General features: G+C 67.1%; 22 protein-coding genes. 18 read left to right on the forward strand and 4 right to left on the reverse strand.

Annotated features, from left to right (window positions below):
* Positions 1–17 precede the first annotated feature (17 nt).
* Positions 18–2993 carry an excinuclease ABC subunit UvrA gene (uvrA, locus tag ACFWUP_RS17100; RefSeq protein WP_379235252.1) on the forward strand — a complete coding sequence of 992 codons (2976 nt, stop codon included), beginning with the start codon at positions 18–20 and terminating at the stop codon, positions 2991–2993.
* A 468-nt stretch (positions 2994–3461) separates the two neighbouring features.
* Here uvrA and ACFWUP_RS17105 read toward each other — a convergent pair whose 3' ends face one another.
* The gene (locus tag ACFWUP_RS17105; RefSeq protein ID WP_379235254.1) at positions 3462–3803 is read right to left on the reverse strand and encodes a DUF1844 domain-containing protein; all 342 of its coding nucleotides are present in this window, start codon (positions 3801–3803) and stop codon (positions 3462–3464) included.
* A 334-nt stretch (positions 3804–4137) separates the two neighbouring features.
* On the opposite strand from ACFWUP_RS17105, the gene infC reads away from it, so the two are divergent.
* From infC to ACFWUP_RS17125, 4 genes are all read left to right on the forward strand, one after another.
* Positions 4138–4869 carry a translation initiation factor IF-3 gene (gene infC / locus ACFWUP_RS17110; protein WP_379235425.1) on the forward strand — a complete coding sequence of 244 codons (732 nt, stop codon included), beginning with the start codon at positions 4138–4140 and terminating at the stop codon, positions 4867–4869.
* A gap of 30 nt (positions 4870–4899) precedes the next feature.
* The gene (rpmI, locus tag ACFWUP_RS17115; protein ID WP_056824456.1) at positions 4900–5097 is read left to right on the forward strand and encodes a 50S ribosomal protein L35; all 198 of its coding nucleotides are present in this window, start codon (positions 4900–4902) and stop codon (positions 5095–5097) included.
* 113 nt (positions 5098–5210) lie between these two features.
* The gene (rplT, locus tag ACFWUP_RS17120) at positions 5211–5597 is read left to right on the forward strand and encodes a 50S ribosomal protein L20 (protein WP_019046423.1); all 387 of its coding nucleotides are present in this window, start codon (positions 5211–5213) and stop codon (positions 5595–5597) included.
* A gap of 35 nt (positions 5598–5632) precedes the next feature.
* The gene (locus ACFWUP_RS17125; RefSeq protein WP_379235256.1) at positions 5633–6430 is read left to right on the forward strand and encodes a TrmH family RNA methyltransferase; all 798 of its coding nucleotides are present in this window, start codon (positions 5633–5635) and stop codon (positions 6428–6430) included.
* Positions 6431–6440: 10 nt separating this feature from the next.
* Here the strand turns inward: ACFWUP_RS17125 and ACFWUP_RS17130 are convergent, their stop codons facing one another.
* The gene (locus ACFWUP_RS17130; protein WP_379235258.1) at positions 6441–6998 is read right to left on the reverse strand and encodes a TetR/AcrR family transcriptional regulator; all 558 of its coding nucleotides are present in this window, start codon (positions 6996–6998) and stop codon (positions 6441–6443) included.
* 117 nt (positions 6999–7115) lie between these two features.
* On the opposite strand from ACFWUP_RS17130, the gene ACFWUP_RS17135 reads away from it, so the two are divergent.
* From ACFWUP_RS17135 to ACFWUP_RS17195, 13 genes are all read left to right on the forward strand, one after another.
* Positions 7116–8534, forward strand: a complete 1419-nt coding sequence (locus ACFWUP_RS17135; protein WP_379235260.1) for a DHA2 family efflux MFS transporter permease subunit — start codon at positions 7116–7118, stop codon at positions 8532–8534.
* Positions 8535–9463: 929 nt separating this feature from the next.
* Positions 9464–10036, forward strand: coding sequence for a Uma2 family endonuclease (locus ACFWUP_RS17140; protein ID WP_379235262.1), 573 nt, complete (start codon positions 9464–9466; stop codon positions 10034–10036).
* Positions 10037–10245: 209 nt separating this feature from the next.
* Positions 10246–11328 (forward strand): phenylalanine--tRNA ligase subunit alpha, encoded by a 1083-nt coding sequence (gene pheS / locus ACFWUP_RS17145; RefSeq protein WP_379235264.1) that lies wholly within the window; start codon positions 10246–10248, stop codon positions 11326–11328.
* A gap of 18 nt (positions 11329–11346) precedes the next feature.
* Positions 11347–13848, forward strand: a complete 2502-nt coding sequence (gene pheT, locus ACFWUP_RS17150) for a phenylalanine--tRNA ligase subunit beta (RefSeq protein WP_379235266.1) — start codon at positions 11347–11349, stop codon at positions 13846–13848.
* Positions 13849–14117: 269 nt separating this feature from the next.
* Positions 14118–14462: a hypothetical protein gene (locus ACFWUP_RS17155; RefSeq protein WP_379235268.1), complete on the forward strand. Its 345-nt coding sequence runs from the start codon at positions 14118–14120 to the stop codon at positions 14460–14462.
* A gap of 85 nt (positions 14463–14547) precedes the next feature.
* Positions 14548–15918, forward strand: a complete 1371-nt coding sequence (locus tag ACFWUP_RS17160; RefSeq protein WP_379235427.1) for a TerD family protein — start codon at positions 14548–14550, stop codon at positions 15916–15918.
* Complete coding sequence (locus ACFWUP_RS17165; protein WP_379235270.1) at positions 15915–16673, forward strand: alpha/beta hydrolase; 759 nt, start codon at positions 15915–15917, stop codon at positions 16671–16673. Before ACFWUP_RS17160 ends, ACFWUP_RS17165 begins: the two co-directional genes overlap by 4 nt.
* A 23-nt stretch (positions 16674–16696) precedes the next feature.
* On the forward strand, positions 16697–17197 hold the full coding sequence (locus tag ACFWUP_RS17170; RefSeq protein WP_379235272.1) for a PspA/IM30 family protein: 501 nt from the start codon (positions 16697–16699) through the stop codon (positions 17195–17197).
* Between the two features lie 48 nt (positions 17198–17245).
* Entirely contained in the window at positions 17246–18271 is a 1026-nt protein-coding gene (locus ACFWUP_RS17175) for a hypothetical protein (RefSeq protein WP_379235274.1), read from the forward strand.
* A 370-nt stretch (positions 18272–18641) separates the two neighbouring features.
* The gene (locus ACFWUP_RS17180; protein WP_379235275.1) at positions 18642–21440 is read left to right on the forward strand and encodes a nitrate- and nitrite sensing domain-containing protein; all 2799 of its coding nucleotides are present in this window, start codon (positions 18642–18644) and stop codon (positions 21438–21440) included.
* Positions 21437–21865 carry a roadblock/LC7 domain-containing protein gene (locus ACFWUP_RS17185; RefSeq protein ID WP_379235277.1) on the forward strand — a complete coding sequence of 143 codons (429 nt, stop codon included), beginning with the start codon at positions 21437–21439 and terminating at the stop codon, positions 21863–21865. Before ACFWUP_RS17180 ends, ACFWUP_RS17185 begins: the two co-directional genes overlap by 4 nt.
* Entirely contained in the window at positions 21862–22302 is a 441-nt protein-coding gene (locus ACFWUP_RS17190; protein ID WP_379235279.1) for a DUF742 domain-containing protein, read from the forward strand. The genes ACFWUP_RS17185 and ACFWUP_RS17190 overlap by 4 nt, the downstream gene beginning before the upstream one ends.
* A 31-nt stretch (positions 22303–22333) precedes the next feature.
* Positions 22334–22879, forward strand: a complete 546-nt coding sequence (locus tag ACFWUP_RS17195; protein ID WP_379235429.1) for an ATP/GTP-binding protein — start codon at positions 22334–22336, stop codon at positions 22877–22879.
* A 6-nt stretch (positions 22880–22885) separates the two neighbouring features.
* On the opposite strand, the gene ACFWUP_RS17200 is transcribed toward ACFWUP_RS17195, so the two are convergent.
* Together ACFWUP_RS17200 and ACFWUP_RS17205 are read right to left on the reverse strand one after the other, a co-directional pair.
* A complete protein-coding gene (locus ACFWUP_RS17200) occupies positions 22886–23287 on the reverse strand; it encodes a hypothetical protein (protein WP_379235281.1) in 402 nt (133 codons plus the stop codon).
* Positions 23288–23983: 696 nt separating this feature from the next.
* Complete coding sequence (locus ACFWUP_RS17205; RefSeq protein WP_379235283.1) at positions 23984–24625, reverse strand: TetR/AcrR family transcriptional regulator; 642 nt, start codon at positions 24623–24625, stop codon at positions 23984–23986.
* Between the last annotated feature and the right edge of the window lie 9 nt (positions 24626–24634).

The following is a 24634-nucleotide window of genomic DNA, read 5'->3' on the forward strand; positions in this document are numbered from 1 at the left end:
GAGAAGGGATTCACCAGGTGGCGGAACGCCTCACTGTGCGCGGAGCTCGGGAACACAACCTGAAAGGTGTAGACCTGGATTTGCCGCGCGACAGCCTGATCGTGTTCACCGGTCTGTCCGGTTCCGGGAAGTCGAGCTTGGCGTTCGACACGATCTTCGCCGAGGGGCAGCGCCGCTACGTCGAATCGCTGTCGGCCTACGCGCGACAGTTCCTCGGACAGATGGACAAGCCCGATGTCGACTTCATCGAGGGCCTTTCGCCCGCGGTGTCGATCGACCAGAAGTCGACCAACCGCAACCCGCGGTCCACGGTCGGCACCATCACCGAGGTCTACGACTACCTGCGCCTGCTCTACGCCCGCGCGGGTACGCCGCACTGCCCGGTGTGTCACGAGCTGATCGAGAAGCAGAGCCCGCAGCAGATCGTCGACCAGGTGCTCGCCATGGACGACGGTCTCAAGTTCCAGGTGCTCGCGCCGGTGGTGCGCACCCGCAAGGGCGAGTTCGTCGACCTGTTCGACCAGCTCAAGACCCAGGGTTACTCGCGCGTGCGGGTCGACGGCGTGGTGTATCCGCTCACCGATCCGCCGAAGCTGAAGAAGCAGGAGAAGCACGACGTCGAGGTGGTCGTAGACCGGCTCTCGGTCAAGGCTGCCTCCAAACAGCGCCTCACCGACTCGATCGAAACGGCGCTGCGCCTGGCCGACGGCATCGTCGTGCTCGATTTCGTCGACCGCGACGAACACGCCCACGACCGCGAGCGCCGCTTCTCCGAGCGCCTGGCCTGCCCCAACGGCCACCCCCTGGACATCGAGGACCTCGAGCCCCGCTCGTTCTCCTTCAACTCGCCCTACGGCGCCTGCCCCGACTGCACGGGCCTCGGCATCCGCAAGGAAGTCGACCCGGAACTGGTGGTACCCGACCCGGACCTGAGCCTGGCCGACGGCGCCATCGCCCCGTGGTCGCGCGGGCAGACCGCGGAATACTTCAACCGGTTGCTGTCCGGCTTGGCCGCGGCGGTCGGCTTCTCCATGGACACCCCGTGGCGCGAGCTGCCCGCGAAGGCCCGCAAGGCGGTGCTGGAAGGCAGCTCCGACCAGGTCCACGTGTCCTACACCAACCGCTACGGCCGCAAGCGCTCCTATTACGCCGATTTCGAAGGCGTGATGCCGTTCCTGCAGCGGCGCATGGACAACACCGAGTCCGAGCAGATGAAAGAGCACTACGACGGGTACATGCGCGATGTGGCGTGCCCGGTCTGCAACGGCTCCCGCCTGCGCCCGGAAATCCTGGCCGTCACCCTGGCCTCGGACGGCACCGACAAGTCGATCGCCGAGGTCAGCGAGCTGTCCATCGGCGACTGCGCGCACTTCCTGAACTCGCTCACGCTGGGGGAGCGCGAGACCGCGATCGCCGGGCAGGTACTCAAGGAGATCCAGGCACGCCTCGGCTTCCTGCTCGACGTCGGCCTGGAATACCTGACGCTCTCGCGCGCTGCCGCGACCCTGTCCGGTGGTGAGGCCCAGCGCATCCGGCTGGCCACCCAGATCGGTTCGGGTCTGGTCGGTGTCCTCTATGTTCTCGACGAGCCGTCGATCGGCCTGCACCAGCGCGACAACCGCAGGCTCATCGAGACGCTGCTGCGCTTGAAGAAGCTGGGCAACACCCTGATCGTCGTCGAACACGACGAGGACACCATCCGCGCCTCGGACTGGGTGGTCGACATCGGCCCCCTCGCCGGCGAGCACGGTGGTCGCGTTGTGCACAGCGGTACCTACGCCGACCTGCTGAAAGAACCCGAATCCCTCACCGGCGCTTACCTTTCCGGCCGCGAGCAGATCGAACTGCCGCTGGTGCGCCGCGCGATCGACAAGAAGCGCAAGCTCACCGTCGTCGGTGCCACCGAACACAATCTGCAGAACGTCGACGTGGCGTTCCCGCTGGGTGTGCTCACCGCGGTCACCGGTGTCTCGGGTTCGGGCAAGTCGACCCTGGTCAACGACATCCTGGCCACCGTCCTGGCGAACAAGCTCAACGGCGCCCGCCAGGTGCCCGGTCGGCACACCAGGATCAACGGCCTCGACAACCTCGACAAGCTGGTCCAGGTCGACCAGTCGCCGATCGGTCGCACCCCGCGCTCGAACCCGGCCACCTACACCGGCGTCTTCGACAAGATCCGCACCCTGTTCGCCTCGACCACCGAGGCCAAGGTGCGTGGCTATCAGCCGGGCCGGTTCTCGTTCAACGTCAAGGGCGGCCGCTGCGAGGCCTGCTCGGGTGACGGCACGCTCAAGATCGAGATGAACTTCCTCCCTGACGTCTACGTCCCCTGCGAGGTCTGCCACGGCGCCCGCTACAACCGGGAAACCCTCGAGGTGCACTACAAGGGCAAGACCATCGCCGAAGTCCTCGACATGCCGATCGACGAGGCCGCCGATTTCTTCGAGCCGGTCACCTCGATCCACCGCTACCTCAAGACCCTCGTCGAGGTCGGTCTCGGCTATGTGCGGCTCGGGCAGAGCGCCCCGACGCTGTCCGGCGGTGAGGCCCAGCGTGTGAAACTGGCCGCCGAGCTGCAGAAACGCTCCATGGGCCGTACGGTCTACATCCTCGACGAGCCGACCACGGGCCTGCATTTCGAGGACATTCGCAAGCTGCTCAAGGTGATCAACGGCCTGGTCGACAAGGGCAACACGGTGATCGTCATCGAGCACAACCTCGATGTCATCAAGACCGCCGACTGGGTCATCGACATGGGCCCCGAGGGCGGCTCCGGCGGCGGCACCGTGGTCGCCACCGGTACCCCCGAGGACATCGCCGCGGTGTCGGACAGCTACACCGGCCAGTTCCTCAAAGAAGTCCTGGCCGCGCCCGCGCCGAAGAAGCCCGCCGCGAAGAAAGCAGCCAAGAAAGCCGCCCCCGCGACGAAGAAGGCACCGGCCGACACCGCGGCGGCCAAGCGGTTGTCCCGAAAGGCGGCCGCGCTGCGCTGAATCCGGCTACCTTTCGTTCCAGATATCGCGGTAGGGACTTCCCGAATCCTCCACGAAGTGAAACAGCCGTAGGTAACATTCGCCTCACCGTCCCCGGACCACCGGGTAGTAGCGGTTTGTCGACGGCTCGATCGTCGTGTAGTTCGAAAGGAACGTCCTCATGGATGAAGCCACCACGGCGCTCATCGCCCAGATTCTCGGTTTCCTCGCAGGTGGGTCGTCGTTGGCTTACGAGCCGACCAAGCCGACCGTCTGACTCGGAAACTTCGAAAGGAACGCCTGTAATGGATACCGGAAGCGCGGCTCTGTTCACCGCACTCGCCAACATGATCTCCTCCGGCTCGGCCGTCTCGGTCACCCCCGGCGGACCGACTCCGACCCCGTAGTCGGTAGTCGCGACGTTCATTCGCAGCACACAAAAAGATCCGCCGACGCACACGCGCCGGCGGATCTTTTCGCTGAACGGGGTCAGTGCACGGGGCCGGTGTACTTCTCGCCCGGACCCATGCCCGGCGCATCGGGGGTCGAGGACGCCTCGCGGAACGCGCGCTGCAGCGCCTGCAGTCCCTCGCGAATCGGTCCGGCGTGCGGCCCGAGGTACTCCACCGATGCGGTGACCAGTCCGGCCAGCGCGGTGATCACCCGGCGCGCCTCGTCGAGATCGACGCCCGCACCCGAATTCGGGGTCTCCTCGGCCAGGCCCAGCTTCTCCGCGGCCGAACTCATCAGCATCACCGCGGCCCGGCTGATCACCTCGACAGCGGGGATGTCGGCCAGGTCGCGCACAGGAGGATCGAGCTCGTCAGTCATGCTGATCAGGCTATAGCGAGCCGGATTCCGGATGCTCGCACCCGGCCGATTCGGTGATAGCCCAACGCCATGCTAGACTTTTCGCTGACGACCGCCCCTGGATGTGTCATGCATCCGTGGGGCAGATAAGTGGAGCCCGACTCCCACCGTTACCGGCGAGCAATCGTTCGGATAAACGGTCCCGGTCACCCGTTCATTGTGATGGGTTTCCCGTGCGCCTCGGCATGCGGGGGTCGACAACCGTGCTCGTGAGGGCATCGGTTGTAGGCGATCGGTCGACATCGGGCCCCGTAGTGGAGAAATCCGCGGCGGGGCTTTCGTGTTGAAACAGGGGTTGCAGTTATTGCGTGCGGTCGTTAAGACGACACCGCTTGACCTAGGAGGCCCCATCAGCACTGAGACCCGCATCAACGATCGCATCCGTGTTCCCGAGGTTCGACTCATCGGACCCGGCGGCGAACAGGTTGGGATCGTGCGTGTTGAAGATGCACTACGCGTCGCGCTCGAAGCCGACCTCGACCTCGTCGAGGTAGCACCCGATGCCCGTCCGCCGGTCTGCAAGATCATGGACTACGGCAAGTTCAAGTACGAGACCGCGCAGAAGGCGCGCGAGTCCCGCAAGAACCAGGTCCAGACCGTGATCAAGGAGCAGAAGCTCCGTCCGAAGATCGACGACCACGACTACGAGACCAAGAAGCGCAACGTTGTTCGCTTCCTCGAAGCCGGGTCCAAGGTCAAGGTCACGATCATGTTCCGCGGTCGTGAGCAGTCGCGTCCCGAACTCGGCTTCCGGTTGCTCCAGCGTCTGGGCTCCGACGTGGCCGAACTCGGCTTCGTCGAGACCTCGGCCAAGCAGGACGGCCGCAACATGACCATGGTCCTCGCTCCCCACAAGGGTGCGAAGACGCGGGTGAAGGCCCAGCAGGACTCCTCGGCTCCCGCGGCGACACGTGCGCCGCTGCCGACCGGTCCCGCGAGTGCCGAACCGGCCGCGCTGGTCGAGACGGCAGCACCGGTCGAGCAGGCCGCGCCTGCCGAGCAGGCTGCGCCGGCCGACCCGCAGTAAAACGATTTCAACGACTAGATAGAGGAATCCATGCCGAAGAACAAGACCCACAGCGGCGCCAAGAAGCGATTCAAGGTGACCGGCCGGGGCAAGCTGCTTCGCGAGCAGGCGAACCGTCGCCACCTCCTGGAGCACAAGTCCTCTCGCCGGACTCGTCGTCTGGAAGGCACGGAGTCCGTCGCTTCCGTCGACGTCCCCCGCGTGAAGCGGCTGCTCGGTCTCGCCTGATCTCAGGCATGTAGACCGTCGCAACCCGACGACTACGCGGCCGGGATAACCGGACGCCGACAACTACCGAATTCGGGCGCCGCCGCGCCCCCAGATGATCAAGGACTACCAAAGTGGCACGCGTCAAAAGAGCCGTCAACGCTCAGAAGAAGCGCCGTTCCATCCTCGAGGCCTCCAAGGGCTACCGGGGCCAGCGTTCGCGCCTGTACCGCAAGGCCAAGGAACAGCAGCTCCACTCGCTGACCTACGCCTACCGTGACCGCAAGGCGCGCAAGGGTGACTTCCGCAAGCTGTGGATTGCTCGTATCAACGCCGCCGCGCGTCTGAACGACATCACCTACAACCGCTTCATCCAGGGCCTCAAGGCCGCTGGTGTCGAGGTGGACCGCAAGATCCTCGCCGAGCTCGCAGTCTCCGACGCCGAGGCCTTCGCCGGCCTGGTGGCTGTCGCCAAGGCCGCGCTGCCTGCCGACGTCAACGCCCCGGCCACCGCTGCCTGAGCTTGACAACACACAGCGATCTGTCGGAACGACCCGTGGACGCGCTCTCCGAGCGCAATCCGCGGGTCGTTTCCGCTGTCAAGCTCCAGCGCGCGGCCCAGCGCCGCAAGTCCGGCCTTTTCCTCGCCGAGGGCGCCAACGCCGTGTCCGCCGCGCTGGAGACCGGCCGCGTGCGCGAGATCTTCTATTCGCTCGCCGCCGCGGGCCGGGATAACGCGCTGATCGCCGGCGCGACCGCCGACGGCATCCGCACCACCCTGGTCACCGATCGCGCCGCCGAACACCTCGGCGAAACCGTGACGGCACCGGGTCTGGTCGCCGTGTGCGAGACCCTCGACGTCCCCCTCGGCGAAATCCTCGACCGCGGTCCGCGCATGCTCGCCGTCCCCGTCGAAATCGCCGAACCGGGCAACGCGGGCACACTGATCCGGGTGGCCGACGCGGTCGGCGCCGACGGCGTGGTCCTTGCCGGCGACACCGTCGACCCGCACAACGGCAAATGCGTGCGCGCCAGTGCGGGCTCGCTGTTCCACGTCCCGGTCGCGCGCAGTCGAGACATCTCCGCGACCCTCGACGCGATCTCCGCCGCCGGTGTGACGATCCTCGCGACCGCCGCCACCGGCGAAGTCGACCTCGACGAGGCCGACGACATCCTGCGCGGTCCCGTCGCCTGGCTCTTCGGCAACGAGGCTCACGGCCTCGACCCCGCCGTCGCCGCCCGCGCCGATCACCGCATCCGCATCCCCATCCACGGCCGCGCCGAAAGCTTGAATCTCGCTGCTGCAGCGGCGATCTGCCTCTACGCGAGCGCCCGCGTCCAGCACGCGAAGTAGGTCAGCGGGCTCAGCACGCACCTGTGGTGGCGCTGCGCAGATCGGTGAGGATTTCGGTGGCCCAGGGGAGTTCGATCGCATCGCTGCCCGCGACCTGCATCGCGGTCATGATGGTGAGCAGCATGCCGGTGGCGACGAAGCGGCGTGATTCGAGGGTGTCGGCGCCGGTGAGCTCGCCGATCAGACGGTACATCCGCCCGAACCGCTCCCGCATGTGGTCGCCGATGACCGGATCCGCGCTGGCGGCGGCACCGTGCAACAGGACGAGGGGGAGTTCACGCTCGGCCAGGAAGACGTCGTAGCCCCGGCCGAGAGCGCGTAATGCTTCCGCGGGGTCGGCGCCGGGGGCGATCTCCGCGTCTCGGAACACCTGCTCGATGCGCGCGCACACCTCGAGCAGGCAGGCAAGGAACAGTTGCTGTTTGGTGCCGAACAGCCGGATCACATAGGGCTGCGAAACCCCCGCACGCCTGGCGATTTCGTCGGTTTTCGTTGCGGCATAACCGGTTTCGGCGAATGCGCTGATCGCGGCTTCGAGTACCTGTGCGCTGCGCTCTGACGCGGTCATCCGGGTTCTCGTCATGGGCGTCGCTGCCTTTCGCTCCGTTTTCCTCTTGACATGTTATCAGTCGATGCATAACGATGGGCGGTGTAGTTATCAGTCAATAACAACTTAGGGCTGGGCATGACGCAAACACTCGAATCCGCCGAAACACCGCCGATCCACGGCGTGAAGAGCAAGCCGCTGGGTGCTGTGATCGCCGCCGTCGGCATTCCGATGTTCATGGTGACGCTGGACAATCTCGTGGTCACCAACGCGCTGCCGGTGATCAAAGCTGAACTGGGAGCGTCACTTTCGGACCTGCAATGGTTCATCAACGCTTACACGCTGTCCTTCGCCGCGCTGCTGCTGTCGGCATCAGCGCTGGGTGACCGGATCGGGCGTCGCCGCGTGTTCCTGGCCGGGATCGGCCTGTTCGTCATCGCCTCCGCGGCCTGCGCGCTGGCTACCGAACCGTGGCAGCTGATCGCGGCCCGTGCTGTGCAGGGCGCCGGTGGTGCGGCGGTGATGCCGCTGTCGCTCACCCTGCTCGCCGCCGCGGTTCCCGCGAAGATGCGCAGCGCCGCGATCGGCATCTGGGGTGGCATCGCCGGCCTGGGTGTCGCGCTCGGTCCGGTGGTGGGCGGCGCGGTCGTCGACGGTCTGAACTGGCAGTGGATCTTCTGGCTCAATGTCCCCATCGGCCTGCTTGCGCTGCCCTTCGCCGCCCGCATGCTGACCGAATCACGCGGCGTCGCAAGGAAACTCGACTACCTCGGGGTGCTGCTCTCGGCCGGCGGGGTGCTCGCCTTGGTGTGGGGTGTCATTCACGGCGCCGAAGACGGATGGACCGCCCCGCAGGTGCTCACTGCGCTGATCGGTGGCGCGGCGCTGCTCGTCGCGTTCGTCGCCTGGGAAAACCGCGTCGTCGACCCGATGCTCCCGCTGCGCCTGTTCCGCTCTCGCGGGCTGAGCCTGAGCTTCATCGTGTCCTTCGGCTTCTCGTCCGGCGTCTTCGGCTCGATCTTCCTGCTCGCCCAGTTCTTCCAGGTCGTCCAGGGATACACGCCGCTGGAATCCGGCATCCGCACCTTGCCGTGGACACTGGTCCCGATGATCGCCGCCCCTCTGGCCGGTCTGATCGTCGACCGCGTCGGCGCCCGAACCCTGATCGCCCTCGGCCAGCTCTGCCTGGCGATCTCCCTGGCTTGGATGGCGATGATCACCACCGCCGACGTTCCCTACCTCGCGTTCGTCGCCCCGTTCATCCTCGGCGGCATCGGCATGGGCCTCACCTTCGCTCCGTCATCCACGATCGTCATGGCCAGCGCTTCCCCCGCCGACCAGGGCATGGCCTCGGGCATCAGCAGCACCGTCCGCGAGGTGGGCGTCGCCATGGGCATCGCCGTCCTGGCCTCGGTCTTCGCCTCGCACGGTTCCTACACCGATCCCCAGGCTTACGTGGACGGACTGGTTCCCGCAGTGTGGGTGGGCGCCGCGTTGGTCGCCTGCGCCGCAGTGGTGGCAGCATTCCTTCCCCGGCACACCCGGCCCGCGGAATAGTCACTGCCCGGTTCTCGGAGCAGGTGGTTGTCGCTGAACGGCACGACAACCACCTGCTCGGCATCGTCATAAATGATTTCCCCCGGCGCCGCCGATTCCAACCGCTCCCACGCGACCCCGTGCGCATCGAGAATCGCGAGATATCCCGCAACCCGCTCGATCATCGTCACGGCGCTTTCCTTGAACCACGACGCGGCGTACGGATGTAGATCGCGGTCGTACACCCGCGGATCCACATCGCTCGGATTCGTCAAATGCTCACTGAACCAATCATTTCCGATCCGCCGAAACCGCACCTCCTCGGCACTCAAACACCCCGCCGCCCACAACCCGTTCACCAATCCGAACACACCGGGAAATCGACCGTTCCGATTGGGCAGCCCCGCCTGGAACCGAACAAACATCCGGTCGGTACCGCCGACCCCCGTCATCCGACACTGTCCGGATGCTGCCCCGGCTCGGGAGTCGCCTGCTGCTCAGGCCGCTGCGCGCACAACCCCACCGCCCGCCCGAACGGCCGTCGACCCACCGGCCGAATCCCGAACCCACACAACGCAAGTCCGCTCCCCGCAGCGGTAACCCGACCACGCCGCCCCTGCGGCGACGCCGGATCGCAAGTCTGTTCAGCCATCGAGTCATCCTGTTCCCGAGTCGAACACGCCGGTGTATTTGCTCATTTGGACGCGCACCGACCCCATTCGGTTCCCTCGATTCCAAAAACTTTTCCGATTCCCCTGAGAACCAGGCGATTTCGGACACAACACCCGGCCGGGAGCGTCGCGGTAGGGTGCAGTCCGTGGGGCCGATGGGGGAGTTCGTTGTCGGAGTGACGTCGCGGCGCCAGGTCGATGGGCTGAGTCAGTCGATCTCTGGCTCGGCCAGGTCGCGGTATCGTTGACCACGGCAGTCCGCACGAATGGAGCGACCGCATGACCCTTCCCGCGATGCATCCTCGACCCGGCAACCTCCGTGAGGTCGCCGAGGAGATCGAGCGCGCGACCGGTCTGCGGGTCGAGATTCTGGGAGGGGCGCTCGTGATGTCACCGACCCCGCGTGGGAAGCACGCGGGTTCCATTCGTCGACTGCGTCAGCAGTTGGAGGCGTCGATGCCCGACGGGCTGGCCGCGTACGAGGTCACCTCGATCGCGATGCCCGATGATCCCGATGACTACTGCACCCCCGACCTGGTCATCCTCCCGGACACTTGGGACACCGACGACGATTGGCTCGCCGACCCGCGCGACGTCGAGCTCGCCGTCGAAGTGATCTCGAAGTCTGAGCGGGCGGCCCAGATCAATGGCAAGAACGGCTGGTACGCCGCAGCGGGCGTGCGCGCTCTTCTCGTCATAGATCCGCGGGTCGGACGGTGGGCGTTGTTCGCCGGTCCCGTCGCTGGTGGTTACGCCGAGCTGGTCGAAGGTCTCTACGGCGACCGGATCGGCCTGCTCGCGCCCCTGATGGTGTCGCTGGACACGGCCTGCCTGCCCCTGTACGACCAATAGTCGCTCCTGGCGTGATCGCCGATCTCCTTCGATCACCACGCTGACCTGGACCGGTCAGTCCATATCAAGACCTCGCCCACCAGCGCTGATCCCCTCGCGAGTAATCCGGATGAATCGCGCCAACCCCATCCCATAGGATTTACGCAGCACCGATGCGGGATGGCAATGACGCGCCCGCGAACCGATCCCCAGGGGAGAGTCGAACAATCGTGGCCGACGACAACAGTGGAGTCGAGCAGGGCGCCAGCCGAGTCGAACCGAGCGCCTCGTTGACCGAGGAGGCGCTGGCAGCAGCGGCGGCCGAGGCCGAGAAGGCGTTCGCGGCGGCGGGCGACTTGGATGCGCTGGCGGTTGCCAAGACCGACTACATCGGCGGCAAGTCGCCGATCGCGCTCGCGCAGCGTGGGCTGGGCAGTGTGCCCAAGGAAGAGAAGGCCGAGGCCGGTAAGCGGGTCAACCTCGCGCGCAAGCGGGTCTCCGACGCGTTCGAGGCACGCCGTGCCGCGCTGCTGGAAGAGCGCGACCAGGCAGTGCTGATCTCCGAGAAGATCGACGTCACGCTGCCCGCGCGTCGTCAGCCCGTCGGCGCTCGCCACCCCATCACCGTCATCTCCGAGCAGATCGCCGACTTCTTCGTCGGCATGGGCTGGGAGGTCGCCGAGGGTCCCGAGGTGGAGACCGAGCACTTCAACTTCGACGCGCTGAACTTCCTGCCCGACCACCCCGCACGCACCATGCAGGACACCTTCCACATCGCCCCGGAGGGTTCGCGCCAGGTGCTGCGCACCCACACCTCCCCGGTGCAGGTGCGCTCCATGCTCTCGCGCGAGGTGCCGATCTACATCGCGTGCCCCGGGCGCACCTTCCGCACCGACGAGCTCGATGCCACCCACACCCCGGTGTTCTCCCAGGTCGAGGGTCTGGCGATCGACAAGGGTCTCACCATGGCGCACCTGCGCGGCACCCTGGACGCGTTCGCGCGCGCCATGTTCGGACCCGAGACCCGAACTCGTATGCGCCCCAACTACTTCCCCTTCACCGAACCGTCGGCCGAGGTCGACGTGTGGTTCCCGAACAAGAAGGGCGGCGCGGGCTGGATCGAGTGGGGTGGCTGCGGCATGGTCAACCCGAAGGTCCTCATCGCCAGCGGCATCGACCCCGAGGTGTATTCCGGGTTCGCGTTCGGCATGGGCATGGAGCGCACCCTGCAGTTCCAGACCACCATCGCCGACATGCGCGACATCGTCGAGGGTGACGTGCGGTTCACCCTGCCCTTCGGTATCCGGTCTTAAGAGAGAGCGAAACGTCAAGTGCGAGTAGCGCAGTCCTGGCTGACCGAGATCCTGCAGCGCACCACTCCCGAGTGGTCGGTGTCGGCCGAAGAGCTCGACGCGGGCTTCGTCCGGGTGGGTCTGGAAGTCGAAGAGGTCGACAAGCTCGAGCCGATCGGCGGCGATATCGACAAGCCGCTGGTCGTCGGCCGCGTCGCCGAGATCACCGAACTGACCGAGTTCAAGAAGCCGATCCGCTTCTGCAAGGTCGACGTCGGCAACCCCGAGTTGCAGGAAATCGTCTGCGGCGCACGCAATTTCGCGGTCGGTGACCTCGTGGTTGTCGTGCTGCCCGGCGGTGAATTGCCCGGCGGTTTCAAGATCTCGTCGCGTAAGACCTACGGCCACACCTCCAACGGCATGATCTGCTCGGTCGCCGAACTCGGCATCGGCAAGGATCACGACGGCATCCTGGTGCTCGAGCCCGGTTCCGCGCAGCCCGGCGACGACGCGAATGTGCTGCTGGGCACCGATGACACGATCATCGAACTCAACATCACTCCCGATCGCGGCTACTGCTTCTCGGTGCGTGGCCTGGCCCGCGAACTGGCCTGCGGGTTCGACCTCGAATACGCCGATCCGGCCGTGCGCACCCTGCCCGAGGCCGAAGCCGAGGCGTGGTCTGTTCGCCTGGAAGAGGATTCGGACTGCACCCGCTTCGGCGCGCGCCGCGTCACCGGGATGAACCCGAACGCGGTGAGCCCGCTGTGGTTGCAGCGCAGGCTGATGCTGTCGGGCATGCGCCCGATCTCCCCGGCCGTCGACGTCACCAACTACGTGATGCTCGAACTCGGTCAGCCGCTGCACGCCTTCGACGCGGCAAAGCTCAACGGCGGCTTGGTGGTTCGCTCGGCGCACAAGGGCGAGACCCTGCGCACCCTCGACGACACCGAGCGCACCCTCGACGCCGAGGACGTGGTGATCGCCGACAACTCCGGCGTCATCTCCCTCGCCGGTGTGATGGGTGGGGCGAGCACCGAGGTCGGCGCCGAGACCACCGATGTGGTCCTGGAAGCCGCCGTCTGGAACCCGCTGCGGGTCTACCGGACCTCGCGCCGCCACAAGCTCTCCTCGGAGGCGGGCAAGCGCTACGAACGCGTCGTCGATCCCGAGATCAACATCGCCGCGCTCGACCGCGCCGCCACCCTGCTCGCCGATATCACCGGCGGCACCATCGAATCCGCGCTCACCGACATCCGGGTGCCACTGGCGCCGGTCGCGCCGATCGCGATGGACATCGACCTGCCCGACCGCGTCGCCGGCGTCACCTACCCCGCCGGGACCTCGGTGCGCAGGCTCGCCCAGATCGGTGCCGGTGTCGAGATCGAGGTCAACGACGCGGGCAAGACCCAGCTGCTCGTCACCCCGCCGAGCTGGCGTCCCGACCTCGCGCAGCCCGCTGACCTGGTCGAAGAGGTGCTGCGGCTGGAAGGTCTCGAGCAGATCCCGTCCATCCTGCCGACCGCGCCGGGTGGCCGTGGCCTGACCGCGCAGCAGCTGCGTCGTCGTGCGGTGAGCCGGGCGCTGGCCTTCGCCGGTGCCGTCGAGGTGCCGCCGCCCGCGTTCCTGCCCGGCGGTGTGTTCGAGGTGTGGGGTCTGGACGCGGACGACCCGCGTCGCAACACCACCCGTGTGCTGAACCCCCTCGACAGCGACCGCCCCGAACTGGCGACCACCCTGCTGCCGGGTCTGCTGGAAGTGGCCGCCCGCAACATCTCTCGCGGCGCGCGCGACCTCACCATCTACGGCATCGCCCAGGTGGTGCAGCCCGGCACCGAGACCCACGCGGTCGAGGCGCTGCCGGTGGATCGTCGTCCCACCGACGAGCAGATCGCCGAACTGAACGCGTCGCTGCCCGCCCAGCCGGTGAATGTGGCCGCGGTGCTCAGCGGCAAGCACGACCCGCGCGGGCCGTGGGGTCCCGGCCGTCCGGCCGAGGCCGCCGACGCCTTCGCGCTGGTCGACGACATCGCCGACGCGGCCGGTGTCACCATCGAACGCCGTGCCGCCGCCTACCTCCCGTGGCACCCCGGCCGTTGCGCGGAACTGCTCGTCGACGGTGTGGTCGTCGGCCACGCGGGCGAACTGCACCCCGCAGTCCTCGAGCGCGCGGGCCTGCCCCCGCGCACCTGCGCACTCGAAGTCGACCTCGACGCCCTCCCGCTGAACGAATCCCTGCCCGCGCCAACGATTTCGGCGTTCCCGGCAGTCCTGCAGGACGTGTCGATCAGTGTCGAGAAGACCGTTCCCGCCGCCCAGGTCGAAACCGCCCTGCGCACCGGCGGCGGCGACCTCCTCGAAAGCATCACCCTGTTCGACGTCTACGAAGGCGCCCAAGCAGGCGAGGGCCGCAAATCCCTCACCTACGCCCTGCGCTTCCGCGCCCCCGACCGCACCCTCACCGAAGACGAAGCCAGCGCCGCCCGCGACGCCGCTGTAGCCTCGGCCACCACCGCGGTCGGCGCCGAACTGCGCGGCTGATCGGCACCGCGACACCCGAAGGCCGCCCGGTTCCCACCGGGCGGCCTTTGTCGTGAGCGGCAGGCCCGCAGTCGATTTCGCGTCGGCCGAGCCTGTTCCTTGCCCAATCGAACATTCGTGACGTGAGTTCGCCATGCGGACAGGGGAATTCATCACCCGCCCGATGGGCGTTCGATGAGCACGAGATGGCCGGGATCGTTGTCCGACGCAAGCGTGGGCGATGTGCGACCATGACGATGCTCGGATCGCTGACGCGGAGGTAGGCGCGCGTGTTCTTTTGTGTGTTCTTACTGGCGTTCGCTTGGCGCGGCGATGGTTGGGTCACCATCCTGATCGGGCTCGGTGTCTACCTGGTCCTGAGGTTTCTCCGAAATAGGTTCATCTCCTTCTTCGTTGCCGAACACTTCATATCCGGGCCGCCCGACGGGTATCCCAGCCCGGGTGCCGCGCTGGCCTGCGCTGCTGGATACGCCGCGTTGTTCGGATACACCGCGCACGTCTACCTCGATGGCTGGGCACCGGTCGGCGGCATCGCATTCGGCGGCTTCCTGCTCGGCGTGCTGGTCTATGACCGAACCGCGCGCAGGTTCGTACGCCAGGCGATGAACTATTAGTTCCCGAATTCGGCCGTGATGCGAGGGGAGTGGGGGCGAGAGGTTGGGCTCGGCGGGGGCTCGGGATAGGTTGGACGACGTGTCGATGAGTAAAGGCGCCAATGTTGCCGTGCCTGCTGCCGCTGTCCGGGTCGAATTGGGTTGGCAGGCTGGGCCCGGGGTGCCTGATGCTGATGCTTCCGCATTGTTGCTAGCGGGGGCGAAGGTGCGGTCTGATGACGACTTCGTGTTCTACAACCAGGCCGTGCATCCGTCGGGGGCGGTTCGGTACGAGGGTAAGCAGCAGGGGCAGGTCGTTGTCGACGCGCTGTCGGTGAATCTCGGGCAGGTCGAGGCGCAGATCGAGACGATTGTGCTGGCGGCGTCGGCGGACGGTGGGACGTTCGGGCAGTTTCGTGGGCTCTATATTCGGGTGATCGATGCGGCGAACGGTGCCGAGGTCGCGCGGTTCGACAGCAGTGGGGCGACGACCGAGACCGCGTTCGTGCTCGGTGAGCTGTATCGCCGTCAGGGGGCGTGGAAGTTCCGTGCGGTCGGACAGGGGTATGACAGCGGGTTGGCCGGGCTCGCTACCGATTTCGGTATTTCCGTTGACGATGCGGCCCCGCAGCAGCCTGCCCCGCCGCCGCCGGGCCAGCCGCTCGCCCAGCCGAATCAGCAGCAGTCGTTCCCGACTCCGCCGACCCAGCCGTTCATCCCCGCGCCCCCGCCGAATCGTCCGCAGCAGCCCACACCTCAACCACCCCAACCGTTCAACCCCGCGGCCCAGCAGCCCCAGCCGTACGCGCAGCCGAACCAACCCCACGCGAACCAGGCCCCGCCGGTCAATCTCGCCAAGGTGTCGCTCACCAAGGAATCCCCGTCCGTCTCCCTGACGAAACACGGCGCTACCGGTGGCGTCATGCGGGTGAACCTCAACTGGACCTCGATGGCCGCCACCGGCCGCCTCTTCGGCAAACTCCGCGGCAAGAACATCGACCTCGACCTGTGCTGCTTCTTCGAATTGGTCAATGGCGCAATCGGTTCCGTGCGGGCCCTGGATCGCCGTTTCGGCGCCCTCTACGAACCGCCGTTCATTCATCTCGACCAGGACGACCGCACCGGCGCCAGCATCACCGGCGAGAACCTGTCGGTCAATCTCGACTGCACCCAGTTCTTCCGCCGCATCCTGGTTTTCGCCTCGATCTACGACGGTGCCAGTGATTTCCGCAATGTCCACGCCACCGTCACTCTGCAAACGGCCAACGCCGCGCCGATCGAGATGACCCTCGACGGCTGCACCGACAACTCCCGTGACGCGGTGCTGTTCGCGCTGGAGAACGTCAACGGGGAGTTGGTGGTGCGTCGCGAGGGCACCTTCGTCCGTCCGCCCGCCGGACAACCGGGTGGTGGCGTGGTCGAGATCGCCCGCCTCTACAACTGGGACTTCGGTTTCCAGGCGGGCCGCGGCAAGTGATCCGCCACCCCGCCACGCGCGTGCTCAACGCGCTGGTCTACCACCCCGAAAAGCACCTCGCGCAAACCCCGGCGGCGCTGGGTCTGGACTACCGCGATCTGACGATGCGCACCGCCGACGGCGTCGACGTGCACGGCTGGTTCGTGCGCGCCGAGCGCCCGATCGGCCACATCCTCTACGCGCACGGCAACGCGGGCACCATCGGCGACCGCGTCGCGATCATCGCCCTGCTGGTCGACGCCGGTTTCGACGTGCTCGCCTTCGACTATCGCGGCTTCGGCCACAGCGCGGGCACCCCGAGCGAACAGGGCACCTACCTCGACGCCAGAGCCGCCCGCCAAGCCCTCCTCGAGCAACCCGAAGTCGACCCCGATCGGGTCTACTACCTGGGCAAATCCCTCGGCGGTGGGGTGCTGCTCGAACTGGCCGCGCAGTATCCGCCCCAAGGCATGATCCTCATGTCGACGTTCAGCGGCATGCGCGCCGCCGCCCGCTCGGTCTACCCGTTCCTGCCCGCCCCGCTGATCCCGAACGCCTATCCGAGCCTGCGCCACATCAAGAACCTGCACGTCCCGGTCCTGATGATGCACGGTGACCGCGACGAACTCCTCCCACTGCGCCACGCCGAGCGCCTCTACGCGGCTGCGCAGGAGCCGAAGCGGCTCATCGTGGTCCCCGGCGCGGGCCATAACGACGTGATCGACACCCTCGGTGCGGAGTGGGGGAAGACGATCGCCGACTGGGCAGGCCGGTAACGATTCTTGCGTAGCCTGGCGGTATGAGCGAAACGAGCGAACTCCTCGGCCGCCTGGCCGCGCTGCCCGACGACGAGCTGGTCGCGGTGCTGCGTGCCGCCGTCGCCGCGCGCCCCGGGCTCGGCGCGGTCGCCGCCGCACTGGCCCAGGCCGAATTCGGTCATGCCGAGACGGGCGGCCCTGTGACTCTGGACACGAACGTCATCGAGGCCGATGTGGTGCCCGTCGCATCCGAGCAGGTCGGAGGCTCGATCCCGGTACCGCCGGTACCGTCGGGGCTACCGGGGACCGCCGCACCCACTCCGACCGGCGGGTATTCCACATCTGGAGTGCCGACATTCGACGCGGTTCGGGATAAGGTCGAGCAGCGTTTCGGCACCGCGCGGGGTATGGACGAGCTAGACCGGCAGACTCCCGCGGGTCGCAGCGTCGACGAACAATGGGAGGCGCGGGAAACGGCCGCGCGCGAGCGTCTGGATCGGATCCGGAAATCGATGCAGGGCAACGATTCCGGCGACTCCTAGCCACGCGTCCTCCCTTACGAGCAACGACCGTGATGGGTGGACACACAAATGACGCAGGCGCGCCAGATCGCCGACCGACTGCTCGACGCGCAGGTGGAATTCCTGCTCGCCGAGGTGACCGGTGAACGGTTCGCCGAGGTGATCGCCCGCGACGTGGCCGCCGTCCTTGCCGTCGGCGAAACGATCCGATTCGGTGACGTGGTGTCGCTCGAGCAGGGCGAGCAGACGGTGGCGACGGTGCTCGACCGCATCGGCGGCAGCCCCGTGATCGCCGACACCGTCGGCGTCTTCTCCGACGCCATCTACGACCACATCGCGTCCAACACCGAGTACACCCTCGGTGACGTCGTCGACCGCGAACCGGTGGAAGCGCTGCTGGAGAAGATCTTCGGCATGCACCAGGCGCAGGAGCGAATCCTGGACCGGCTCACCGAGAGCCCGCTGGTCGCCACGGTCGCCTCGCGGTTCGTCGACAAGCTGATCGGTGACTTCGTTCAGGCCAATCGTGAACGCGCGGAAAAGATTCCGGGTGTTTCCTCGCTGATGTCGCTGGGCCAGTCCGCCGCGAACAAGGCCAAGAAGGTCGCCGCCGACAGCACCTTCGTCGGTGACCTCGCGGGCAAGGGCGCGCTGTTCGCGCTCAAGCGCACCAACAACGCGATCCGCGACATGCTGCGCGACGCCCCCGTGCACTCCGCGGCGATGGAATTCTGGGACCTGCACGCCGACGAACCCGTCGCGGGCCTGCGCGAATACCTCACCCAGAAGGACCTCAACGAACTGGTCCAGATCTGCTACGAGATCGCCGTGACCACCAGGGAGAAGGAGTACTTCGGCCTGCTCGTGCGCGAGTGCGTCGAGGTGTTCTACGCCCGATACAGCAACCACACGCTCTCGGCGATGCTGCCCGAACTCGGTCTCGACGCCGACGACATCAGCACCGAGATCCTGCGCTACGGCCCGGCCGTGATCGAGTCGGCCAAACGCAACGGTGTGCTGGCCGGGCTGATCCGGGAACGTCTCGAGCCGTTCTTCTACTCGGATCAGGTGCTGGGAATTCTCGGCGGCGAGTAAACGGGTAAATAACATTCGGTGGCGCGAATTGATTGACATACCTTTGTTTCTCAATTTGCGCGGCGGAATCCACGCCGGTAGTGATGTCAACCATTCACGCAGATCATCTGCGTCAAATGTGTTGCGCGTCACGCCTTCTGGTGGCGTGAATGTATCCGGCAGTGAACCGGGTACATAACTCGTCACTGATGCGGCTGTGAGCATTCGGCTACACACAGCCCGCTGCATTTCCGGCATGTTTACATCAGTGTACGAATTGCTGTTTTACGCCGTTCCGAATTGACCGCGCACTGCGCGGAGTGCAAGTTTGCACCTGACTTTCCGTGAGCCACCGTCGACGTTGTTGCGGTGGCATTGCAAAGGAGCAGGTGTGCGTGCACGTTCCCGGCCGAACCCGACCGGAACCCGATCGGACGAGGGCGCTCGAGGGCAGCTGGCCGGCGCCGGGCTGATCCGGCCGCGCACCATTTCCGGTCAGCTCGCCCGGATCTTGGCGGTCTCACTGGTGCTGGTGCTCGCGCTGCTCGGGCTGACCATGTCGACCCAGGTCAGTGCCTACCGGCGCAGTGGTGAGACGGTGGACGCCGTGGCGGTCGCGCTGGCGGCGCAGGACCTCGTGCAGCAGGTGCAGCGTGAGCGCGGTCTGAGCAACGGGCTGCTCGGCGGTGATCAGCGTCTGCGTCAACCCGTCACCGACCAGCATGCGGGCACCGACTCGGCGTTGCGCGCCCTGGTCGACACCGTCGCGGAAGATCCGCCCGGCGCGGGGGAGGTGCGCTCGGCGCTCGGTCACCTGTCGGGGCTGCCCGCGATCCGCTCGCAGGTCGACAATCGCAATGTCACCCGGCAGGCGGCGTTCCAGTTCTACACCGACGGCATCGACGCACTGAACCGCCTCTCGCTCGGCCTCGACCAGGCGCGCGACCCGGCCGTCCGGCACGGCCTGCAAGCCCTCTACGCCCTCGGTGACGCCAAGGAGTTCGCCGCCCGCGAGCGCGGCTTCCTCAATGGTGTCTTCGCGTCCGGGGAGTTCGCGCCGGGGGAGTACGTGCAGTTCCTCGACATCCGCGCCGCCCGCAATGCCGCGCTCACCGCGTTCGGCCACGACGCGACCCCCGCCCAGCAGGCCCGTCTCGACGCGGTGCTCGCGAGTGAGAACGCCACGCGGGCAACCGAATCGGAGAACATCGCGATCGCCTCGACGCTGGGACCGCTGGTGGAGCCGGTCGACCCGGCCGTGTGGTGGGCGCAGATGACCGCGGTGATCGACGAACAACGCACCGTCCAGCAGGTGATCGGCGATGACGTCGGTGCGCGTGCCGAGAAACTGCGTCGCGATGCCGCGCTGATCCTGGCCGGCTTCGCGCTGGCCGCGCTGCTGGCGATCGCCGCCGAGGTCGCGCTCGTCTTCGCCAGCATCAGGGCCATCGTGCGGCCGCTGGCCCGGCTCGCCACCGAGGCCGACGACGTCGCCTCCACGCGACTGCCCGAGGTGATCGCGGCCTGGCACAGCGCCGCCGACGCCAAGCCCGATCCGCCCGCTCCGGTTCGCACGCCACCTGGCGCGAGCATCGAGATCGCCGCTGTCGCAGGCGCTTTGGACCGGGTGCAGACCACCGCGTTCGACCTCGCGTCCGAGCAGGCGCTGGTGCGGCGCAACACCACGGAGTCGATGGCGAATCTCGCGCGGCGCAATCAGAACCTGGTGCGGCGCCAGCTGGGCTTGATCAGCGAGTTCGAACGCGAGGAACTCGACCCGAAGGCGCTGTCGAACCTGTTCGAACTCGACCATCTGGCCACCCGCATGCGGCGTAATGCCGAGAGCCTGCTGGTGCTGGTCGGCGAGGCCAGTCCGCGCCGATGGGCCGAACCGATCGCACTCACCGACGTGATCAGGGCCGGGTTGTCCGAGGTCGACGACTACCGGCGGGTCGTGCTGCGCCGGGTCGACGACATCGCGGTGACCGGTGCTGTTGTCAGCGAACTGGCGCACATCCTGGCCGAACTCATCGAGAACGGGTTGGCCTTCTCGCCGCCCGATCTCGAAGTGGAGGTCTACGGGCGCAAGGTCGCGAGCGGGTATCTGCTCGCCGTTGTCGACCACGGGGTCGGGATGCCCGCCGAGCAGCTCGCCGAAGCCAATGCTCGGCTGCGTGGTGAGCAGGACTTCATCGTCGCTTCCACCCGGTACCTGGGGCACTATGTGGTCGGTCGGCTGGCCGGTCGGCTCGGGATCGACGTGGAGCTCAACACATCGCCGGTCAGCGGGATCGTCGCTCGTCTGCTGCTGCCGCCTGCTCTGCTTGCCGATGAGAAGTCCTCGCAGACAGCTGATTCCAGGGGCGGTGGAGCTGTTCGATCCGGAAATGGCGCTGGTGCCGAGGTGGACGCGACGGGGTCGAACGCTGCCGACACCCACTCGGCAGTGCTCAGTCCGAACGGCAACGCGATGCCCGGCAACAACGTCGCGGCGAATTCGGAGCGGGGCGGTCGAGCTGCCGGGGGTCTGTCCCATTCCCTCCCCGGCGCGGGAACGCCCTGGCCGACCGACACCAACGGTCGATCCCGGCACAGCCGACCCACGGAATCCGATGCGGGCAGGTTCGCCAATGCCAATGGCCACGCGAACGGTAGCGATGGCGGCAATGTGAACGGCAGCGGCGGTGCCAATGGCCACGGGAACGGCAGCGCCAATGGCCACGGCGGTGGTAGCGCCGACGTCAACGCCCACGCGCCGGACAACCTTCGATCCGGCGATTCCGCCTATGCCCAGTTCCTCAGTAGCACAGCAGATTCCGCGAAGTTGCCGCCCGCCGTGTCTCACAACGGCGCACCGACAGGCGATCGCTACGTCATCCCGAGCCCCACAGAGCTGACCGGCGTCCGCAACGGCGCATCAGCACCGCACCCCCGCGACCTACCCACCGTCGAATCCATCGGCATCCCCGCCGTCGAACGCACCCGCAACGGTCTGGTCAAACGCAGTAAACGCGCCAAGATCACCGGCGCACCGGAACGCCCACGCCGTGATCCCCACCAGGACCGACCACCGGTCGTCGAACGCACCCCCGACCAGACCCGCAGCATGCTGTCCTCGTTCCGCACCGGCCACGAACGCGGTGGCGACAACGAATCCTCCGATCGGACCCGACCACAGGAGCCCCGGTGACCACCCACCTACCGACCGCCGATCCGCACACCTTCAACTGGCTGCTCGGCAACTTCGTCCGCAATACCGACGGCGTGCGCGACACAGTCGCCGTGTCCTCCGACGGCCTACTGATAGCCATGTCGGACGGCCTCGACCGCACCGGCGCCGACCGGCTCGGCGCGATGGTGTCGGGCCTGTCCAGCCTCGCCCGAAGTGCGTCGCGCAGTTACGATTTCGACGGTCTGAAACTGATCATGATCGAGATGAAGCGCGGCTTCCTGCTGGTGTCGGCACTGGGCGACGGTAGCTGCCTCGGGGTGATCGCCGACGGCGGCTGCGATGTCGGCCTGGTCGGCTACGAGATGGCGATTCTCGCCGAACGCGCCGGTGCACTGCTCGACCCGCTGCTGATCAGCGAACTGCGAGAATCGTTGCGCAGATGAGAGATCCAGATCTCCCGCGGTTGCCCGACCCGCGCATGATCCCGATGAACCAGCCCGCGGGCTGGCGTGGTCCGGTCCCGTCGGTGCCGGTCACCCCCACCGATCACGACGACGTCGACGACCGTTTCGTCCGCCCGTTCGTGGTCACCGGGGGCCGTACCGTCCCAGTGCTGGACGGGCTGCGCATCGAAACCCTCGTCCAAGCCCCGCCGTCCGCGTTGTCGGCGCCGCTGCGGTTCGAGGAGCGCACCGTGGTCCAGCTGTGCCTGACACCGCATTCCATCGCCGAAATCGGTGCCGCGCTGCGGGTTCCGGTCGGCATCGCCAAGGTGATCGTCAGCGATCTGGCGGCGGCGGGGCATGTGACCGTCCGTGACGCGCCGGAACTGTCGACCGCCGCCATCGAGAGGATCCGCGACCTTGTCCGCGCTCTTTAACGCACCAGCTATGCCGTCCTCGGTGAAGATCGTGGTCAGCGGCGGCTTCGGCGTCGGGAAGACCACCTTCATCGGGGCCATCTCCGAAATCGAACCGCTGGTCACCGAGGCCTCCATGACCGAGGTCTCCATCGGCATCGACGACCCCGGCCGCCGCGCCGAGAAGACCGCCACCACAGTGGCTTTGGACTTCGGCCGGATCACCCTCGACCAGTCCCTGATCCTCTACCTCTTCGGCACCCCCGGCCAGGACCGCTTCGTGTTCCTCTGGGACGACCTGGTCGACGGCGCGCTGGGCGCGGTGATCGTCGTCGACACCGGCCGCGTCGAAGATTGCTACCCCGTCCTGGACTACTTCGAGGAGCACAACACCCCCTTCGTCGTCGTGGTCAACCGCTTCGACGACACCCAGCAGTTCGACCTCAACGAAGTCCGCGAAGCCCTCGGCATCGACGACTGGATCCCCGTCCTCGACTGCGACGCCCGCTCCCGAGACTCCGTCCGCGACGTCCTCGTAGCCCTGCTCGAACAGGTCCTGCTACACCGCGTTCAACCCCGCCACCGGGAGGTGAGCTGAGCGCCCTCAGCGCCCGGTGATCTGTTCGGTCAGCTTCGCGCCACCCGTCGCCCAGGCCACGCACTGCACGGTGCGCGACTTGCGCCACGACGCGGCGTCCGCCGGTGCGTAGAACGCGAGGTCGACGGTCGCGGACGCGCTACTGGCCTCGATCACCGGCGTGGCGTTGGTGATGCACAGCGTGCTTGCGGCTTCACGGGCCGCGGTCTCGTTCTCCCACTCGGCGAGCACGCCGACATAAACCACTTCGCCATCGTGTGGTTGGCTGCAGGATCGTGTCGGCAAGCTGATCACCGTGCTCGATGTCGAGGACGGGCGATCGACGCAGCGACCGGCAGTCAGGTCCTCGATGTCGCTCCTGCCATGGGGATCGGTGATCCCGCGATAGACGAACGCGCCGATCGCCATTACCGCCAAGGGAACGCCGACCAGCACCGCGGCGACGATGAGCCCCTTGTTCCGTCGAGGCGGTCTGGGCGCCTGGGGCGGAAACGGCCTGTTCATCGGATAGCCGGGCGCACCGTTGCCTTGGTACCCGACGGGCCCGTATTGTGGCCGAGGTGCGTGCGGATGAGACGGTCCCACTGGATAACTCACGCGCTCACCGTAACGGGCCGCCTGTCGCGCCGCCCGATCAGGTTGCGGGGCAAGGCAACCCGGAACCCGCCCGCGCCGCAACGATGCTGAAGGGGTCGGCGGTGCTCAGTAGTGTGCTGACGGGCACTCCGAGGCGACGGGCCAGGCGTCGCCGTTCCCTGATCTGGGCCGCGGTCCGTGGGCGGAAACCGGGGCCGCAGCCCTGGCAGCAACTGGGATGGAAAAGCAGGCCGGATTCCAGGACTGCGGCCAACGCTGTCCACGCACTCTTGTTCCGCCGCGCGGGCACCTCGAGATAGCGACCGGCATCGATCATCGGTGCGCGGCACAGTGGGCACGGTCGGTCCTGCTCACTCCGCGGGAGTTTGAACGAAACTCGGCACGGTAAGCACACGTGATGATTCGAACAGACTGCCCCCATGCGGTCAGCTTACGTGGGACATCGCCTGTCCTCCAATGGTTATCGGCGGCTGCAGCGCGGCAACCATGACACGGTGCGAGTCGCACTCAAATGCCGGGAGATGCCGCCGACATCAGGCTGTTCAGGATGGTGGTGAAGACATCGATCAGCTCGTCGACGGGCGGTCGCGGGTCGTCCAGGCTCCACTGGTGCACCGCGCCGTTCACGGCCCCGATGAACGCCGCCATCGGCACCCGCCACCCGCCGGGCGGTATCCGCGCCCCGTCGCGTCCCTCCGCGATCGCCGAGACCACCTCGCCCCACCGGGCCCTGACCTGCGCCCGGTACGCCTCGATCTCGGGGCTCACGCCGACTATATCGACGAAAGCGACTTTGGCACACCGGATGTCGTCGGTGATCGCGGTCGTGTACGAGCGCACCGTCGCGTCGACGAGCGCGCGCAGATCGTCGGATTCCACCGCCGCCAGCGCCTCGGCGACCGCCGCCCCTGCCTTGTCCTGCACGAAGTCGTACACCGCGACGAGCAACTCCTCGCGCCCGGCGAACTGCTCGTAGAACTGCCGACGCGACAACCCCGCGACCGCGCACACATCGCTCAACGAACTGTTGGCGTACGACTTCTCCGCGAAAACGGTCAGCCCCGCGTCGATGAACAGCGCCCGGCGCTCGACCTGCCGTTCGGCGACCGAGGTGCCGGTGTAGTTGTGTCGAGTCCGCCCAGGTGCCACCCCGCAACC

This window comes from Nocardia sp. NPDC058658 (genome assembly GCF_042716665.1).
In the GTDB taxonomy this organism is placed as follows: Bacteria; Actinomycetota; Actinomycetes; order Mycobacteriales; family Mycobacteriaceae; genus Nocardia.

Excerpts from the sequence above, each read along its gene's own strand:
- ACFWUP_RS17105 (WP_379235254.1), bottom strand. The coding sequence starts at position 3,803 with ATGACTGACGAGCTCGATCCTCCTGTGCGCGACCTGGCCGACATCCCC.
- rpmI (WP_056824456.1), top strand. The coding sequence starts at position 4,900 with ATGCCGAAGAACAAGACCCACAGCGGCGCCAAGAAGCGATTCAAGGTG.
- ACFWUP_RS17130 (WP_379235258.1), bottom strand. The coding sequence starts at position 6,998 with ATGACCGCGTCAGAGCGCAGCGCACAGGTACTCGAAGCCGCGATCAGC.
- ACFWUP_RS17135 (WP_379235260.1), top strand. The coding sequence starts at position 7,116 with ATGACGCAAACACTCGAATCCGCCGAAACACCGCCGATCCACGGCGTG.
- ACFWUP_RS17140 (WP_379235262.1), top strand. The coding sequence starts at position 9,464 with ATGACCCTTCCCGCGATGCATCCTCGACCCGGCAACCTCCGTGAGGTC.
- ACFWUP_RS17160 (WP_379235427.1), top strand. The coding sequence starts at position 14,548 with ATGAGTAAAGGCGCCAATGTTGCCGTGCCTGCTGCCGCTGTCCGGGTC.
- ACFWUP_RS17170 (WP_379235272.1), top strand. The coding sequence starts at position 16,697 with ATGAGCGAAACGAGCGAACTCCTCGGCCGCCTGGCCGCGCTGCCCGAC.
- ACFWUP_RS17175 (WP_379235274.1), top strand. The coding sequence starts at position 17,246 with ATGACGCAGGCGCGCCAGATCGCCGACCGACTGCTCGACGCGCAGGTG.
- ACFWUP_RS17190 (WP_379235279.1), top strand. The coding sequence starts at position 21,862 with ATGAGAGATCCAGATCTCCCGCGGTTGCCCGACCCGCGCATGATCCCG.
- ACFWUP_RS17200 (WP_379235281.1), bottom strand. The coding sequence starts at position 23,287 with ATGGCGATCGGCGCGTTCGTCTATCGCGGGATCACCGATCCCCATGGC.